The organism is Marinobacter metalliresistant (genome assembly GCF_038098645.1).
Taxonomy (GTDB): Bacteria; Pseudomonadota; Gammaproteobacteria; order Pseudomonadales; family Oleiphilaceae; genus Marinobacter; species Marinobacter metalliresistant.
Window position 1 is genome coordinate 3,118,428 of the sequence record NZ_CP101118.1, and the last position, 15,236, is coordinate 3,133,663.

At 59.8% G+C, this 15,236-nt stretch carries 14 protein-coding genes and 1 riboswitch; of the genes, 10 read left to right on the forward strand and 4 right to left on the reverse strand.

The annotated features are described in order from the left end of the window. The first annotated feature begins 47 nt into the window (after nt 1-47). A complete protein-coding gene (locus tag NLK58_RS14550; protein ID WP_117619144.1) occupies nt 48-1,463 on the forward strand; it encodes an aldehyde dehydrogenase family protein in 1,416 nt (471 codons plus the stop codon). A 142-nt stretch (nt 1,464-1,605) separates the two neighbouring features. On the opposite strand, the gene NLK58_RS14555 is transcribed toward NLK58_RS14550, so the two are convergent. Beyond that, on the reverse strand, nt 1,606-2,187 hold the full coding sequence (locus NLK58_RS14555; RefSeq protein WP_117619145.1) for a QsdR family transcriptional regulator: 582 nt from the start codon (nt 2,185-2,187) through the stop codon (nt 1,606-1,608). A 161-nt stretch (nt 2,188-2,348) separates the two neighbouring features. Between NLK58_RS14555 and NLK58_RS14560 the strand changes: the two genes are divergently transcribed. The 3 genes from NLK58_RS14560 to msrB all read left to right on the forward strand — a co-directional run bounded on the left by NLK58_RS14560 (nt 2,349) and on the right by msrB (nt 5,816). Then, the gene (locus NLK58_RS14560) at nt 2,349-3,050 is read left to right on the forward strand and encodes a response regulator transcription factor (RefSeq protein ID WP_117619146.1); all 702 of its coding nucleotides are present in this window, start codon (nt 2,349-2,351) and stop codon (nt 3,048-3,050) included. 2 nt (nt 3,051-3,052) lie between these two features. After that, nucleotides 3,053-4,537, forward strand: a complete 1,485-nt coding sequence (locus NLK58_RS14565; protein ID WP_341581142.1) for an ATP-binding protein — start codon at nt 3,053-3,055, stop codon at nt 4,535-4,537. A 94-nt stretch (nt 4,538-4,631) separates the two neighbouring features. Next, nucleotides 4,632-5,816, forward strand: coding sequence for a peptide-methionine (R)-S-oxide reductase MsrB (gene msrB, locus NLK58_RS14570; RefSeq protein ID WP_117619148.1), 1,185 nt, complete (start codon nt 4,632-4,634; stop codon nt 5,814-5,816). A gap of 76 nt (nt 5,817-5,892) precedes the next feature. On the opposite strand, the gene NLK58_RS14575 is transcribed toward msrB, so the two are convergent. Both NLK58_RS14575 and NLK58_RS14580 read right to left on the reverse strand, forming a co-directional pair. Then, complete coding sequence (locus NLK58_RS14575; protein ID WP_303288796.1) at nt 5,893-6,621, reverse strand: 3'-5' exonuclease; 729 nt, start codon at nt 6,619-6,621, stop codon at nt 5,893-5,895. Beyond that, nucleotides 6,614-8,488: a putative nucleotidyltransferase substrate binding domain-containing protein gene (locus NLK58_RS14580; protein ID WP_117619150.1), complete on the reverse strand. Its 1,875-nt coding sequence runs from the start codon at nt 8,486-8,488 to the stop codon at nt 6,614-6,616. The genes NLK58_RS14575 and NLK58_RS14580 overlap by 8 nt, the downstream gene beginning before the upstream one ends. A 121-nt stretch (nt 8,489-8,609) precedes the next feature. Next, nucleotides 8,610-8,833, forward strand: a riboswitch (cobalamin riboswitch). Between the two features lie 135 nt (nt 8,834-8,968). Here NLK58_RS14580 and NLK58_RS14585 point away from each other — a divergent pair. Genes NLK58_RS14585 through NLK58_RS14600 form a run of 4 tightly spaced genes read left to right on the forward strand, consistent with a single transcriptional unit; the run spans nt 8,969 to nt 13,450 of the window. Beyond that, a complete protein-coding gene (locus NLK58_RS14585; protein WP_117619151.1) occupies nt 8,969-10,810 on the forward strand; it encodes a TonB-dependent siderophore receptor in 1,842 nt (613 codons plus the stop codon). Nucleotides 10,811-10,840: 30 nt separating this feature from the next. Then, the gene (locus NLK58_RS14590; RefSeq protein ID WP_117619152.1) at nt 10,841-11,725 is read left to right on the forward strand and encodes a cobalamin-binding protein; all 885 of its coding nucleotides are present in this window, start codon (nt 10,841-10,843) and stop codon (nt 11,723-11,725) included. Further along, nucleotides 11,712-12,686, forward strand: coding sequence for an iron ABC transporter permease (locus tag NLK58_RS14595; protein WP_117619153.1), 975 nt, complete (start codon nt 11,712-11,714; stop codon nt 12,684-12,686). Before NLK58_RS14590 ends, NLK58_RS14595 begins: the two co-directional genes overlap by 14 nt. Further along, nucleotides 12,686-13,450, forward strand: coding sequence for an ABC transporter ATP-binding protein (locus NLK58_RS14600; protein WP_117619154.1), 765 nt, complete (start codon nt 12,686-12,688; stop codon nt 13,448-13,450). Before NLK58_RS14595 ends, NLK58_RS14600 begins: the two co-directional genes overlap by 1 nt. A gap of 15 nt (nt 13,451-13,465) precedes the next feature. On the opposite strand, the gene NLK58_RS14605 is transcribed toward NLK58_RS14600, so the two are convergent. Then, entirely contained in the window at nt 13,466-13,645 is a 180-nt protein-coding gene (locus NLK58_RS14605; protein WP_205422205.1) for a tyrosine-type recombinase/integrase, read from the reverse strand. A 412-nt stretch (nt 13,646-14,057) separates the two neighbouring features. Here NLK58_RS14605 and NLK58_RS14610 point away from each other — a divergent pair, with 412 nt between their 5' ends. After that, nucleotides 14,058-14,543, forward strand: a complete 486-nt coding sequence (locus NLK58_RS14610) for an acyl-CoA thioesterase (RefSeq protein WP_117620411.1) — start codon at nt 14,058-14,060, stop codon at nt 14,541-14,543. Nucleotides 14,544-14,583: 40 nt separating this feature from the next. Beyond that, nucleotides 14,584-15,159: an acyloxyacyl hydrolase gene (locus tag NLK58_RS14615; RefSeq protein WP_341581148.1), complete on the forward strand. Its 576-nt coding sequence runs from the start codon at nt 14,584-14,586 to the stop codon at nt 15,157-15,159. Nucleotides 15,160-15,236 lie beyond the last annotated feature (77 nt).

A 15,236-nucleotide genomic window follows, 5' to 3' on the forward strand; every position in this document is an offset into this window, starting at 1 on the left:
AGGTAAGAACGGCCGGGGCGTAATCGTATTTGAGTAAGGGGAAGAATATGAGAGAACTGAGCAAGAACTACATCAACGGCCAGTGGGTTTCCTGGACCGGCGAGATGATCGATGTTCACGAAGCCGGCACCGGCGAGGTCATTGCCCGGGTGCCCGCGTCCGGCCCTGGAGAAATGGAACAGGCGGTTGCGGCGGCGGACGCTGCTTTTGGCAACTGGTCCGAGAGCACGCTTGAGCAGCGTATTAAGGTGCTGGAGCAGCTGCACGCGGGCCTCAAAGAACGCGCTCCCGAAATTGCCGAAACCGTCTGCCGGGAAGTGGGCATGCCGATCAAACTGGCTGCCCCGATCCAGGCGGGCATGCCGGCCGCTGTGACCAAGAGCTACCTGAAGATGCTGCCGGACTTCCCGTTTACCGAACAGTCCGGCAACTCCGAAGTGCAGTACGCGCCGGTGGGTGTGGTGGGCTGTATCACCCCCTGGAACTATCCCCTGCACCAGGTGATCCTGAAAGTCGTACCTGCAATTGCGGCCGGTTGCACGGTGGTGCTCAAGCCGTCGGAAGTTGCACCCCAGACCGCTTATATTCTCGCCGAGATCCTGGACGGTACCGACCTGCCCAAGGGTGTCTTCAACATGGTGTGTGGTCTGGGACAGACCGTCGGCGACACTCTGATAAAGCATCCGGATGTGCGCATGGTGTCCTTCACCGGCTCCACCCGGACCGGGCATCAGATAGGCCACGCTGCCGCGGAGGATTTCAAGCGGATTGCCCTGGAGATGGGGGGTAAGTCCGCCTCGGTCATCCTTCCGGACGCCGACCTGGCCGCAGCGGTCAAGGGCACCGTGAACAACTGCCTGCTGAATTCGGGTCAGACCTGCACCGCACTGACCCGCATGCTGGTGCCGGCCGACAAGCACGACGAAGCCTGCGAACTGGCCGCTGCTGCTGTGGCGAAAATGACCCCCGGCAACCCGCTGGAAGAAACCACCCGTCTTGGCCCACTGGCTTCCGCGCAGCAGCGTGACAAGGTGATCGATTACATCAAGTTGGGCATCGAGGACGGCGCCACACTGATTGCCGGCGGTCCGGAAGCCCCGGAAGGGTGTGATAAAGGCTACTTTGTGAAGGCCACGGTCTTCGGCGACGTGAAACCTGACAGCCGCATTGCCCAGGAGGAAATCTTCGGGCCGGTGTTGTGCGTCATTCCCTACAAGGATGAGACGGACGCCATTAGAATCGCCAATGGTACCCGCTATGGTCTCTCCGGAGCCGTATGGTCCGCGGATGCCGGCAAGGCGAAGACAATTGCCGGCAAACTGCGCACCGGCCAGGTATTCGTCAACGGTGGCGCGTTCAACACCATGGCGCCGTTTGGCGGCTTCGGGCATTCGGGCATCGGCCGCGAGTTTGGTAAGTGGGGGCTTGAAGAGTTCCTGGAAGTTCGGTCGCTGCAGCTATAGTACGAACATGGGGTCAGATGAAAGCCTTCATCTGACCCCGCCCTCAGCCGACCAGCCTGCAAATTCACGCGAACATGGGGTCCGAACATGGGGTCAGATGAAAGCTTTCATCTGACCCCGCCTTCACGACCAGCTCCCGACGTCAGGCCTTCCCTCCAAGCAAAATCCGCACAGCCGTACAGGCATCCTCCAGCTCCTCATCCCGGGGGTCGCGGCCGCCGATTATGTCGCTGTACAAGCAGGATTCCGCCAGCCGCACCATGAAGTAGGACAGGCTGTCGATATTCATCGGCGGGTTGATATGCCCGGCCGCCACCTGCTCCTTCAGCATCCGGGTGTTGGCTTCCACCGTGCGGGTGTGCAGGACAGACTGGGAAGATGTCAGGATTTTCAGGGCGTACTCAGGGTCCTGATTGATGAAGCGCCGAAGCGGCTCAAAGTGCAGGATGGTGGAGTTGGTGCGGCGGTAAACGCCGACAATAAAATCCACGCCGTCACCGGGTGTTTTTTCCAGCGCTTCCAACCGCAGAGGATCGTAGAGGGACCAGAGAACCTCTCCGATCAGCAGGTCCTTGTTGCCGACCCAGCGGAACAGGGTGGCCCGGCCAATTCCGAGTTCGTCAGACAGAGATGCCAGGTGAATGCGCTCACCCTTGAGCCACATGCGCCGTGCCCGCTTGAACGCATCCGCGGGTGTCGCCCTGCTTATGGTTTTGTCTGCCACTGGAACCTCGTGCCGTAATTTCGATTCATTCTAACGACTAAACATGGAGGCCGCTATGCAGGCCCGGAAACGGGGCTGTGATGGTTTTGTGAACTTTTCAGCCTACACTCCCCTTTGAATAGCAGTGAAAGCCACCGGTGGTTACAACGAGTCCGGAGATCATGACAAGAACCGTACTGATTATTGAGGACAACCCCGGCATCGGAGAGCTGGTCCGCATGCAGGTATCGGACCTGGGTATGAAGGCGGTCCTGATGGATCGGGGCGACACCGGTCTGGAGCGTTTCCGTGAGGGCGGCATCGATCTGGTGATTCTGGATCTGATGCTGCCCGGGCTGGATGGTCTGGCGGTGTGCCGGGAGATCCGGGCCGAAGGTGGCTACGTGCCGGTGCTGATGCTGACGGCCAAAAGTACCGAGCTCGACCGTGTTCTGGGGCTTGAAATGGGGGCGGATGATTACCTCACCAAGCCGTTCAGCGTGGCTGAGCTGTCGGCCCGCATCAAGGCGCTCTTTCGGCGTGTGGACGCCCTTTCCTCCCATCGTGCTTCCGACAATGACGCCCGAGAAATCGAAGTCGACGGGCTGCGTATCGACCCTGTCCGCAGACGGGTCTTTATGCAGGCGGTGGAAGTGGAACTCACCGCCCGGGAGTTCGATCTGCTCTGGCACTTTGCCAGCCATCGGGGCCGGGTGTTCAGCCGGGCGCAACTGCTGGATGCGGTCTGGGGCTACAACCACGAAGGCTACGAGCATACCGTGAATACCCATATCAACCGCCTGCGCAACAAGATTGAAACTGATCCCGCCGCCCCCCGGTATGTGCAGACCGTTTGGGGCGTTGGGTACCGGTTCATGGATTAATCATGGCTCTGTCGGTGTTCCGAACGCTCTATGCCCGGCTGGCAATTGGCCTGTTCCTTCTGCTGTTGGTGGTGGGGGGGCTGTTTACCTTCCTGAGCCTGGCCTCGGTCCGGGAGTATTCCGCGGCGGTGAGCCATCAGCTCAATCGCGATCTGGCCCGTAACCTGGTGTCAGATCGCAACCTGGTTACCGACGGCAAGCTCAACCGGGATGCCCTCAGGCAGTTGTTCGAACTGTACATGACCATCAATCCAAGCATTGAGATTTACCTGTTGGACAGGGAGGGGCAGATCCTTTCCTATTCCGCCGACCCGGACAAGATCAAGCGTAACCGGGTTTCCCTGGAACCGATCCGGACCCTTTTGGAAAATCCGGAGGCCTACCCGCTGCCCGGTGACGACCCCCGCAGCCATGACCGGCACAAGGTGTTCTCGGTAACGCCTGTCCCTTCCGCAGAGGATCCCACCGGCTACCTGTATGTGGTGCTTCGGGGAGAGGAATACGATCTGGCCGAAAGCATGGTGCACAGCGACCGGTTACTGCAGATGGGGGCCGGAGCTCTGGCGGTGAGCCTGGTTGTCGGACTGCTTGCGGGCCTGGTGTTTTTCCGCCTGCTGACCCGTCGGTTGTCCCGACTGACCGAGCGGGTTGAGGCCTTTGAGAGCGGCATGTCTCCTGAACGAACGCCCGCAGTCGACGGTAAAGGCGACGATATCGATTACCTGACCGCCAGGTTTGACCAGATGGCGGGGCGCATTGCCGCGCAACTGGACCAGTTGAAAGACAAGGACGCCCAGCGCCGCCAACTGGTAGCCCAGGTGTCTCACGACCTGCGCACCCCCCTGGCGTCGATCCAGGGCTACATTGAGGCGTTACGCCTTAAGCAGGATACCCTGAGTGGCGATGAGCGCGCCCGGTTTCTCGATGTGGCACTGGCGGAAACTCACCGGCTCGGACGCCTGGTGGAAGAACTGTTTGAGCTGGCAGCCCTGGATGCCCGGGAAAAGCAGCCCACACCCGAGCCGTTCGTGGTTGCCGAACTGCTGCACGATGTGGTGCAGAAACACCGGCCCGAAGCCGAACACGCCGGCGTGTCCCTGTCCATTGTCGAGGTTGCTCCTGTGCGGGTTCTGGCCGACATCGCCATGACCGAGCGGGTACTGGATAACCTGATAGGAAATGCCATCAACCATTCGCCCAGGGCCAGCGAGATCACCCTTGGCGTCGCCGCCGGGGAGCATGGCGCGGAGATTACCGTGGCTGATGCCGGCCCCGGTATTGACGCGGCCGATATGGATCACCTGTTCGAACCTTTCTATCAGGCCCCTGGCTCCTCTCGCATCGGCCACGCCGGGCTCGGCCTGGCCATTGCCCAGCGGATGGTATCCCTGCAGCAGGGCCGGCTCTCGGTCCGCAGTGACACCGGCGCTGTTTTCTCTGTCTGGCTTCCGCTGGCGGATGAGCCAGAGGGTGCCGCCGGTAAATAATCCACGATGTTATGGATTCGTGACAACTACCGAACGCTTTCGTGAATCCGGGGCGGTACGCTGTCGGCATGGAATCACGTAGAGGAGAGTTATCATGAAACGCACGATTACGGGTATGTTGGCCGCCTTGGCGCTGGTGTCTTTCGGTGGCCTGTTTGCGGCTTACGCGACCGCTGACAAGCAGGATCGCAAAGACACAGAATTCGCACCGGATGATCCCGGGCTGGCGGTGGCCACCTTTGCCGGCGGCTGTTTCTGGTGTGTCGAGGCCGGTTACGAAAAGATCCCCGGCGTGGTCGAGGCGGTCTCGGGTTACGCCGGTGGCGATGAACAGAATCCCACCTACCAGCAGGTCTCGTCTGGCCGCACTGGCCACACCGAAGCAGTCCAGGTGTATTACGACCCGGAGAAAATGACCTACGAAGGTCTGCTGGCCGGGCTGTGGCGGATGATGAATCCGACCGACATCAAGGGTCAGTTTGTGGACCGGGGTCGGCAGTACCGCCCGGCGATCTTCTACCACAACGATGAGCAGAAGCGCCTGGCGGAGGCGGCCAGGCAGGCGCTTGAGGCATCAGGTATCTACGACAACCCGGTGCTGATTGAAATTGTGCCGTTGAAAACCTTTTATCCGGCAGAGAAGTACCACCAGGACTATTACAAGAAAAATCCGATTCGCTATAACTTCTACACCTTCAATTCAGGCCGTTATCAGTTTATCGAGAAGGTGTATGGTGAAGACTACGAACTGGACTTTTCCCGATTCAGGCCGGCAGCCATGGCGACCGGCGAGGCGGACCCGGGCTTTGATCGCCAGAGCTTTGTGAAGCCTGATCAGAAAACCCTGAAACAGCGGCTGACCGATAGGCAGTATGAGGTCACCCAGGAAGACGGCACCGAACCGGCATTCAATAACCCGTACTGGGACAACAAGCGGGCGGGCCTGTATGTGGATATTGTCTCAGGTGAGCCCCTGTTCTCCTCCCGGGACAAATACACATCCGGCACCGGCTGGCCCAGCTTTACCCGTCCCATCACGCCGGATGCGGTGGTTGAGCGGGATGACAGCTCATTCTTCACGAGCCGGACGGAAATTCGCAGCCGCTACGCGGACTCCCACCTGGGCCATGTGTTCAACGATGGCCCGGCCCCCACGGGACTGCGCTATTGCATGAATTCCGCTGCCATGAAGTTCATTCCCCTGGAGGACATGGCTTCGGCGGGTTATGGCGAATGGATCAACGAGGTCCAACCCAAGGCCGATATGGCCAGTCAGTAGCCGGGCCGGACGCCCAGGCGGCGGGATTGGGGCATCTGGGAAGGTTGGATTGGCGCAGCGTAATCCGACAATAAGGCTACAGCCAGAGATCGCCAATCGCCGTTTGCCGGCTGAAGTGATGTAACACCTGGGCCTGCAACAACTCCGCCGTGGCAATGGCATCGATCAGCGCGTTGTGGGCCGCGTAATGGGGCAGCCCATAACGCAGCCTGCTGTCCGCTAACCTGATCGATACCGGACTTTTCCCCAGGAATCGCTGCCACATGGTAGGTTGGCGGTTCGGGTGCAGGTGGGCCTCAATGGCCATGGTGTCGAGGACCGGAAAGCGGATGCCTTCACCAAGCCGCCACTTCAGCGCCACATCCAGGAACGGTCGTTCGATATTCCGGTAGTGGACAACAGGGACACGGCCACTCAGGCAGGCAAACAGATCCTCAAGAATGTCTTCCAGATCCGGTGCCTTGTCGATATCGCTGTGGGTGATGCCGTGGATGGCAATGGAGGTCTGGTGCAGGGGCAGTTTCGGGCGCACGATCCAGTGCCTGGCCTCGGCCAACCGGATCCCGTCCAGCGTGAAGGGCACCAGACCGATACTGACAATCGAGTTCTGGTTGGCATCGAGGCCTGTGGTCTCAAAGTCGACAGCCACCAACGGAACCTCTGACAGCGGCGTATCGGGCGATACGCATCCGCTCTCGTAAAAAGCTTTCAGAAGCGGTGACTTACTCTGGTCGGCCATGGCCTGATACTGCTCCGGCCATGGCAGGCTGGTGAGGGAGTGTTCAGCCCGCGAGTCATCAGACATTGCGGGTCACCTGGGTGTTGTACCGGAATTTCAGGAATTTCTGGGCATTACTGACCACCTGGAAGGCATCCTTGAGGTGGCTGCGCTCAAAGGGTGACAGGTCTTCCGGCCGGACATTGTTGTCCGGCTCCCGCCCCGCCTCAATGGCCAGGGCCTGGTGTCGTATCCGGACAATCGAAATGAATTCCAGGGCGTCCCGAAGGTTGCCGAGATCATCGTCCAGCAGCAGCTTGGTATTGCCGATGGCTTTCAGCCGCTCGAAGGAATTCTGGGCCCGGGAGCCGCAGGCCAGGGCGTGGACCCGGATCAGGTCCGACAGCGGAGCGGTGCCCCGGCGTTTGAGGTTGAAGGTTTTCTGCTGTTTGCCGTCCTCTTCCAGCACAAATGTGCGGAAAAAGCCGATGGGCGGTGTCCGGTTCAGGGCGTTGCGGGCCAGGAGTGACAGGAACCGCTGGCTGTTGCTGGCCTTGTCGGCCACCAGGGTTTTCAGCTGCTCGGCAAATTCGGTCTGGCCATAGATGCCGTCCAGATCGAAGAAGATGTTGCTGTTGAGCAGGGCCTGGGCCTTCGGGTTGTCAATCCAGTCGGTGAAGTAGCCTTTCCACACCCGCAGCGGCTGCCGCCACTTCTGGTTGGTGGCCATGATATCGCCGGTGCAGTAGGTGTATCCGCATTCGGCCAGTCCGTCACTGACAAATTTCGCCAGCGCCAGGAAATACTCATCGTGCTGTTCGGGAACAAACCCGTCGTCCAGGATCATGGCGTTGTCCTGGTCCGTCACTACCAGTTGCTCATCACGGGCCATGGAACCCAGGGCCATGAAACAGTAGGGAACCGGGGGCGGGCCGAGTTTTTCCTCGCCCAGCTCAAGCAGCCTCTGGGTAAAGCTGCGCCCGATTCCGGCCATGGCACTGCCGATCATGTGGGAATTGGCGTCTTCGTTTACCATCCGCACGAAACTGTCGCGCACATCCCGGCTGATCTTCCTCAGGCCTTTAACATCCTGCTGATGGTAGATATTGCTGACCAGGTAAAGGCTGCTCTGGCTCTCGTATTTCACAATGTCGGACAGGGCGATCACGCCCCGCACCTCGTCCCGATCCATCACGGGGAGGTGGTGCACATTGTTGTGAAGCATGGTGAGCATGGCTTCGAAGATGAAGGCGTTCGAGCGGATGGTGATCAGGTCCTCCGACATGATGTCACTGATGGGTGTCTCCGAGGGCAGGGCTTCGCTGAGCGCACGGGTGCGAAGGTCGCGGTCGGTAATAATGCCCTTTAGCAACGGCTTTTCACCTTCCTCGTCCATCAGTAGCAGGGCGGAAACGCCATTGTCCGTCATGATCCGGGCGGCTTCCTGGAGCCGGACCGTGCAGGGCGCCGAGACCGGTTCCCGGGCAATCAGGCGGGTGACTTTTGAGGTCATCAGTTGGTTCGACTTTTCCCGCCGGGAAAGGGCGGATCGCAGGCGGCTGCGGTCCTCGATTTCCACGAAATCGGCAAAATTCTCATCGTTTTCCCACAGGTAGTGGAAGGTTTCACCGGGGATCTTGTAGATCAGCGTGTCTTCGAGGGCCTTCGCCGGAAACCGCACCTTCTTGCGCATCAGCAGGCCAAACTGGCCGAATATCTCTCCTTCGCCGATCCGGTTATACAGCTCGCCGGTGCGCCGATAGATCTCCACGGCCCCGCTGCGCACATAGCAAAGCCAGGTGTTCTGCTCACCGAACTCCAGGATCTGGGTGCCGGCCTTGAAATACACCACCTCAATGCCGCCAACCACCCTGTCGAGCAGCTCCTCGGGCAGCTCGTCAAACGGCGGGTACTGCGCCATGTGATTGCGGATGTCGATAAGCTCGGCCTGCATAAAACTCCCTGTTTTGACGGAGGAAAATCAATCTGAGATAAGCAATATAGCAGTGGTAGGAAGCAGCGGCCATGTCGACATTTGACGGATCTCATTGACCGCTTTCGTCGGTGTTGCTAGCCTTCCGGTACTTTTTTCAGGTGTCCGTCGCACAGCGCGACGGGTGAAACGGGAAATCGGTGAGCCTGGCATTGCCAGCGCAAGTCCGATGCTGCCCCCGCAACGGTAAGCAGGATAACGGCAATCTGATGCGCCACTGTGTCGTCATGGCATGGGAAGGTGATTGCCCGGGAACCTCGGTTCCGCCTGCCAGCCCGGAGACCGGCCTGGAAAAACACCCGATGTTGCGGTGGGCGACCTGGGTGGGTGATAGTCCGGTTCCGCTTTCCTGCCACCCGATGACCGCCCGCCCCCTGCTTTCCCGTTCCGCAACAAAACCCAGATTCCTGCGCGGGTGCGCGCGGTGCGGAGCCACGAATAATGACTGTGAAACCTTCCTTCCCTGCCCTGGTGACGGCAACGTCACTGTTAACCCTGCCTGTCCTTGCGTTGGGCCAGAATGACAATGACACCGAAGCCCTTGATCCGATCATCGTCACGGCAACCCTTGGTCCGAAAACCGTGGGTGAAAGCCTGTCGTCGGTGACGGTCATCGAAAAAGACGACATCCGTCGCCAGCAACCAGCCGAATTCCGGGATCTGCTGGACGCCCAGCCAGGTGTTAATGTGGTTTCCGATGGCAGCTATGGCAAGACCACCAGCGTATTCCTGCGCGGTGCCGGCAGTTCCGGTACGGTTCTGCTGCTGGACGGTATCCGCCTGCGCTCAGCCACCGCCGGCATCCCGCCCTGGCAGTTCCTGCCGCCGGAGCTGATGGAGCGGGTCGAGCTTGTACGCGGTGCGAAAAGCTCCCTGTATGGGGCGGATGCGGTGGGCGGTGTTATCCAGGCGTTTACCCTCGAGCCAGAAGCGGGCCGCCAGGGCTGGGCGGAACTGTCCGGTGGCTCCCACGAGACGCTTGAAACCACGGCCGGCGTGGCCGGAAGGGAAGGGCAGTCGGCGTTTCTGGCCGGCGGGGTTTATTCCGATACCGAGGGCACTAGCTTGCGGGCCGGTGGCGAGGATAAGGGGTTTCGCAATGCCGGCGGGCTGGCAAAGATCAGCCACGAGTTTCGCCAGGGCGGCGGTGCCGGGCTGACGGTGTTCCAGTCCGAGGGCAATACCGAGTTTGAAGGTGGTGATACCGATTTCCTGATCCGTGCCATGGGGCTGTATCTGGAGGCGGTTGCCAGTGACTACTGGCGCACCCGGATTCAGTTCTCAGAGGCCAGGGATGAACAGGACACCTTCGGGAGTTTTCCGAGCACCTTCGACACCCTGTCCCGCTCTGCGCGCTGGGAAAACACGTTGACTGCCGGCGTCCACGAACTGGTTCTTGGCTCGGAGGTGGTGATCGACGAAGTGGACGGCAGTAGCGACTTCCTCGAAAACAGCCGGTCGAACAGCGCGGTATTTGGTCAGGGACGCCTGAACTTCGATGCGACAGACCTGATGCTCAGCCTTCGCCTTGATGACAACGAAGCCTACGGCAAGGATGAGACGGGGGGTGTGGCCCTTGGCCACCAACTGGACCGGGCCCATCGTTTGCGCCTCAGCTATGCCACTTCGTTCCGGGCTCCAACCTTCAATGATCTTTATCTGACAGTACCATTCTACACCGGTAATCCCGACCTTGATGCGGAAGAAGGCCAGATGATCGAGGCCGGTTTTACGGGGCGTTATGACCACTGGTACTGGGACATTGCGCTCTATCAGAACGATGTGAAAGACCTCATTACCTTTGTCTCTGACCCGGTAACGTTTGAGGGCACAATGGAAAACGTAGAGACGGCCCGGATCCGCGGTATCGAAGTTTCCTCGGGTATTGAAACCGCGGACTGGAACCTGGCAGCAGCCGTAACCTACGCGGACACCGAAAATCGGGATAGCGGTGCCCGCCTGCCGCGCCGTGCCGAAAAGAATGTGCGTCTCGACGTTGATCGCCTGTTTGCGCAATGGTCTGTCGGTGCCAGCTTCATCGCCGAGAGTGACCGCTATAATGATGCAGCCAACACCAGCCTTCTGCCCGGGTACGGCACAGTCGATATAAGAACAGCCTGGAACTTTCAGCCGGGCTGGTCGGCGTCACTCAAGGTCGACAATCTGCTGGACCGCCGCTATGCCACCAGTCGGGGCAATGACAGCGTGACCTTCGAACCTTTCGACTATCTGGCCGCTGGCCGGACCTTCATGGCCTCGGTGCGCTATGATTTTCAGCAGTAACTTTATTGATCGGAAAGGCTTTCTGTCTTGATGAGGCATCTCGGGCTCGCCGCACTGTTTGTCCTGGTTCTGCCTGCGTCCTTGTCGGCGCAGGCAGGCGGCCCGTGTGCTCGCGACGCGCTCGGCCATGAGGTGTGCCTGGCTGATCCCGCCCGGCGGGTTGTCTCGCTGTCACCGGGCGCCACCGAACTGCTGTTCTCCGCCGGTGCCGGCGGGAAGGTGGTGGCGGTGAGTGCCTGGAGCGACTATCCGGCAGAAGCGGTGCAGTTACCGCAGGTAGGCGACAGTAGCCGGCTGGATCTGGAGGCCATCGTCTCGATGGCACCGGACCTGGTGGTGGCCTGGGTGGATGGCAACTCCCGCAGCCAGCTGGAACGGCTGTCAGAGCTTGGCGTTTCCGTATTCTGGCTTGCCCCGCGGGCGTTCGATGATATCGCCACGGCGGTTGAGGCGCTCGCGTTACTGACCGGCTCACCGGCTGTTGGTGAGGCCCGCGCGGAATCCTTCCGAAAGGAAATCGCGACACTGGAGGACCGTTTTGCCGGTGCCAGGCCCGTCAGGGTGTTTTACCAGATATGGGACCAGCCACTGATGACCGTGAACCAGGAGGAGTTGATCAGCAAGGCCATCACGCTGTGTGGGGGAACCAATGTATTCGGCCAGTTGCCGAGACTGGTGCCCCGGGTCAGCCGGGAGGCGGTTCTGGAGGCCAATCCGGAGGCGATTGTCACCGCCGGGTCGGCGGAGAACGAAGGGTGGCTGGCAGCATGGCGCCAGTTCCCGGGCCTTGCGGCGGCGGCAGCCGGCAACCTGTTCCTGGAACCGCCCGATCTGCTGGCGCGACCCACGCTTCGCATGGCAGAAGGCGCCAGACACCTGTGCCAGACCCTGGAGCAGGCCCGTGCCAATCTCTAGTCCCCTGAAACCCATGCTGGTCCTGGTGCTGGCGAGCCTGGTGGCGGGCTTTTTGTCGGTCAGCATTGGCAGCAGCGCCATCGGTATTGAGGACACCTTGCGGGTGCTGGCCGGCAGCGGCAGTGAACTGCAGCAAACCCTGATTCTTGATCTGAGGCTGCCCCGTACGCTGAGCGCGTTCGCCACCGGAGGTTTACTGGCAGTGGCCGGAGCGTTGATGCAGGTACTGCTGCGCAATCCGCTTGCAGACCCCTATGTGCTCGGATTGTCCGGGGGTGCTGCCGTCGGTGCCTTGCTGGCCATGCTGGCCGGAGCCGCCGGTTACCTGGTTTCCGGTTCGGCCTTTGCCGGTGCCATGCTGGCGACCCTGCTGGTCTTTGGTCTCGCCCATGGCAGCGGAAGCTGGACACCCTCCCGTCTCCTGCTTACCGGTGTGGTGGTGGCCGCCGGCTGGGGTGCTGTCATTACCCTGATCCTGTCCATGACACCGGCCAGCCGGCTGCCCGGCATGCTTTACTGGCTGATGGGGGACCTTTCCCACGCCACCACGGCCTGGCCGGGTCTGGTTATTCTGGTTCTGGTCTGCCTGCTGGTGTTTCCGCTCGGGCGGGCACTGAATGTTCTGGCCCGGGGCTCATTGCAGGCCGCGGCTCTGGGGGTTTCGGTCCGGCCACTGGAGTGGTTGATTTATCTGATGGCCAGTCTGCTGACGGCGACCGCCGTGACCATGGCAGGGGCCGTTGGTTTTGTCGGCCTGGTGGTGCCCCATATGCTCCGGCTGGCGTTGGGCAATGATCAGCGGCTGATTCTGCCCGCCTGCGCGCTGGCGGGCGGTACGTTGCTGGTTTTGGCGGACACGCTGGCCCGGGTGGTGATCGCGCCGGAACAGTTGCCGGTGGGCGTGATCACGGCGCTGATTGGGGTGCCGACCTTCCTGTACCTGCTCTACCGGAGTCGATAATGGCAATATTGACCACCGAAGAATTGATCATCGACATTCCCGGACGCGCCCCGGGTGTGCCCCTGAATCTGTCCTTGCAGCCGGGCCAGGTCTGGGGCGTTCTTGGCCCCAACGGCGTGGGCAAAACCACACTGCTGCATACACTGGCGGGTCTCCGGGAGCCCCGCAGCGGCGAACTCTCTCTGGATGACAAACCGCTGACGGAAATCCGGCGCAAACTGGTTTCGCAACAGATGGGCCTGGTGTTCCAGGACCGGCAGGACGGTTTCCCGGCCACGGTGCTGGAAACCGCCCTGATCGGGCGCCATCCCTGGTTGTCACCCTGGCAGATGGAGCGTGGCGAAGACCTGGCAATTGCAGAGCAGGCACTGGAAGCGCTGGATGTAAGCCACCTGAGGGACCGGCTGGTCAACACGCTTTCCGGGGGCGAGCGGCAACGGGTGGCCATTGCCACGCTGATGACCCAGGCGCCGGGAATCTGGCTGCTGGACGAGCCCACCAACCATCTGGACTTGCGGCACCAGACCTCGGTGATGAAGCTGCTGCGCAATCAGGCCGCATCCGGCCGGGCGGTATTCCTGTGCCTGCACGACCTCAATCTGGCCGCCCGCTGGTGTGACCAGATCCTGCTGATGTTTCCTGACGGCCAGGCATGCTGGGGACCGGCCCGGGACATGCTGGTTGCCCCGGCGCTGGAAAAGCTGTTTGGCCAGCGCCTGCTTTCTGCCGAACTGGACGGCTTTCCGGTGTTTGTTCCGGGTTAGCGTAAAAAATGCCTCTCAAGCATCCGGCGGGCTGCTGATGCCACACTGGTGTGTTCCAACAACGTGGGTATAAATCTGTGTTGTGGAGATATCATTGTGGCCCGGCAACTCCTGAATACTGCGAATGTCTGTACCCCCTTTGAGCAAGTTGGCGGCGAAGCTGTGGAAGGTATGGGAAATGGTCGTTGCGACCATGAACCTGGCGGAATTTGAACGAACTCATAAATTCTTTTTGAATCAGTGGCATGCCCTGGACCCATTGGGCGAGGATAGTAGTCTTACTGACCATTTTTGTCTGGAAAACGAAAAGGGAAAGTAATGGGAAGTTATTGACCTGAAGGGATTTTCTGCCAGCAGCCTGTCGGACTTAAGGCTGCTAGGGCGTGCCGCAAGGCGGACCGCTCTCTGGCAGGCATGGCACCAGACTCGTCGGGTGAAAGTCCCGATACCAGGTATTCGCAGAGCCGAAGGTTAGCGAAAGGGGGAAGGGCAAACCCGCGAGGGGATGTCTCCGGAGCGCCGGCCGGAAGTAAGCCCAACGCAAAATTGGGGGGTGGCGGACAGGAACTGCGCATATACTGAATTGTCAGATAACAACGAGCGCATTATGGAACTCGAATCTACAACACTCACCATGACCATTTTGATGACGCCGGATAAGTCCAACTTTTCTGGCAACGTGCACGGTGGCACCTTGCTTAAGTGTCTTGATGAAGTGGCCTATGCGTGCGCCAGCCGTTACGCAGGTACGTATGTGGTTACCCTGTCCGTAGACCAGGTAATGTTTCTTCAACCCGTTCATGTCGGTGAATTGGTTACCTTTCTGGCCAGCGTCAACTACACAGGGCGCACCTCAATGGAGGTGGGCATTAAAGTGATCACGGAAAACATCCGTGAAAAGCTGGTCAGACATACCAACAGTTGCTTTTTCACTATGGTAGCTGTTGATGAAAACGGAAAAGCCGTTGCAGTGCCTAAACTGGAACCACGCACTGATGAGCAAATCAGGCGCTTTGCTAACGGCCAGGAACGTCGTGCGATTCGAGTTGAGTTAGAGGAACGTTATAAGGCTCTTCACCGCTCACAAGCGTAGCAGCGAAAGCCTTCCTCATAATAAGCATGGGCTGCCAGCAATGGTTTTTTCTCGCCATTTCTTTCATTTCGGACTGCTGCCGATCATCCTCTGCGGCCTTCTCATTCCTGGCCCGAGCTACTCGTACTCCGAAGACCTGGAATTACAGAGTCTCAGCATACGCGCACGGATTTCAGAGAAGACCTTGCTTGGAGAAGAGGCTCCGGAGGATTTTAAGGAATACGATGTGTCGGCGAACTTCCATTTGCCCTGGAATAACTACTCCACTTCAGGCTGGGGTATCGGCAGCCGTTTAATGGCGAGTGGCGGACTTTTGCGGGGAGCGGGTAAAAATGCGCTCGTCGTTTCGCTCATCCCGGAATTGACGCTGGGTAGTGAGGACGGGCGCTTTGTCCTGGATTTGGGCATGGGTGGCGCTTTGTTCAGCAGGTGGGGCTTCGGCACCCAGGATTATGGCGGGCCTTTCCAGTTTGCCCTGACCTCGGGTGTCGCTGTTCCGCTTTATAGAAATCTGGGGCTGGGATATCGGTTCCTTCATTATTCAGATGCCGGCGTTAATGGATCTGACACGATAGGGGCGGATTTTCACATGATTGAGTTCAGCTACCGATTTTGATCGTCGTCTGTCAGATCGGGTTTAACCTTGGCCATTGCGTATCCGTGGACTTTCCCCACTCCAGCAGCCTGTCGGAC

Bases quoted from the DNA above. Each gene is read 5' to 3' on its own strand.
- NLK58_RS14590 (WP_117619152.1), top strand. From the start codon at position 10,841: ATGAGGCATCTCGGGCTCGCCGCACTGTTTGTCCTGGTTCTGCCTGCG.
- NLK58_RS14585 (WP_117619151.1), top strand. From the start codon at position 8,969: ATGACTGTGAAACCTTCCTTCCCTGCCCTGGTGACGGCAACGTCACTG.
- NLK58_RS14575 (WP_303288796.1), bottom strand. From the start codon at position 6,621: ATGTCTGATGACTCGCGGGCTGAACACTCCCTCACCAGCCTGCCATGG.
- NLK58_RS14615 (WP_341581148.1), top strand. From the start codon at position 14,584: ATGGTTTTTTCTCGCCATTTCTTTCATTTCGGACTGCTGCCGATCATC.
- NLK58_RS14560 (WP_117619146.1), top strand. From the start codon at position 2,349: ATGACAAGAACCGTACTGATTATTGAGGACAACCCCGGCATCGGAGAG.
- NLK58_RS14565 (WP_341581142.1), top strand. From the start codon at position 3,053: ATGGCTCTGTCGGTGTTCCGAACGCTCTATGCCCGGCTGGCAATTGGC.
- msrB (WP_117619148.1), top strand. From the start codon at position 4,632: ATGAAACGCACGATTACGGGTATGTTGGCCGCCTTGGCGCTGGTGTCT.
- NLK58_RS14610 (WP_117620411.1), top strand. From the start codon at position 14,058: ATGGAACTCGAATCTACAACACTCACCATGACCATTTTGATGACGCCG.
- NLK58_RS14600 (WP_117619154.1), top strand. From the start codon at position 12,686: ATGGCAATATTGACCACCGAAGAATTGATCATCGACATTCCCGGACGC.
- NLK58_RS14605 (WP_205422205.1), bottom strand. From the start codon at position 13,645: ATGGTCGCAACGACCATTTCCCATACCTTCCACAGCTTCGCCGCCAAC.
- NLK58_RS14550 (WP_117619144.1), top strand. From the start codon at position 48: ATGAGAGAACTGAGCAAGAACTACATCAACGGCCAGTGGGTTTCCTGG.
- NLK58_RS14580 (WP_117619150.1), bottom strand. From the start codon at position 8,488: ATGCAGGCCGAGCTTATCGACATCCGCAATCACATGGCGCAGTACCCG.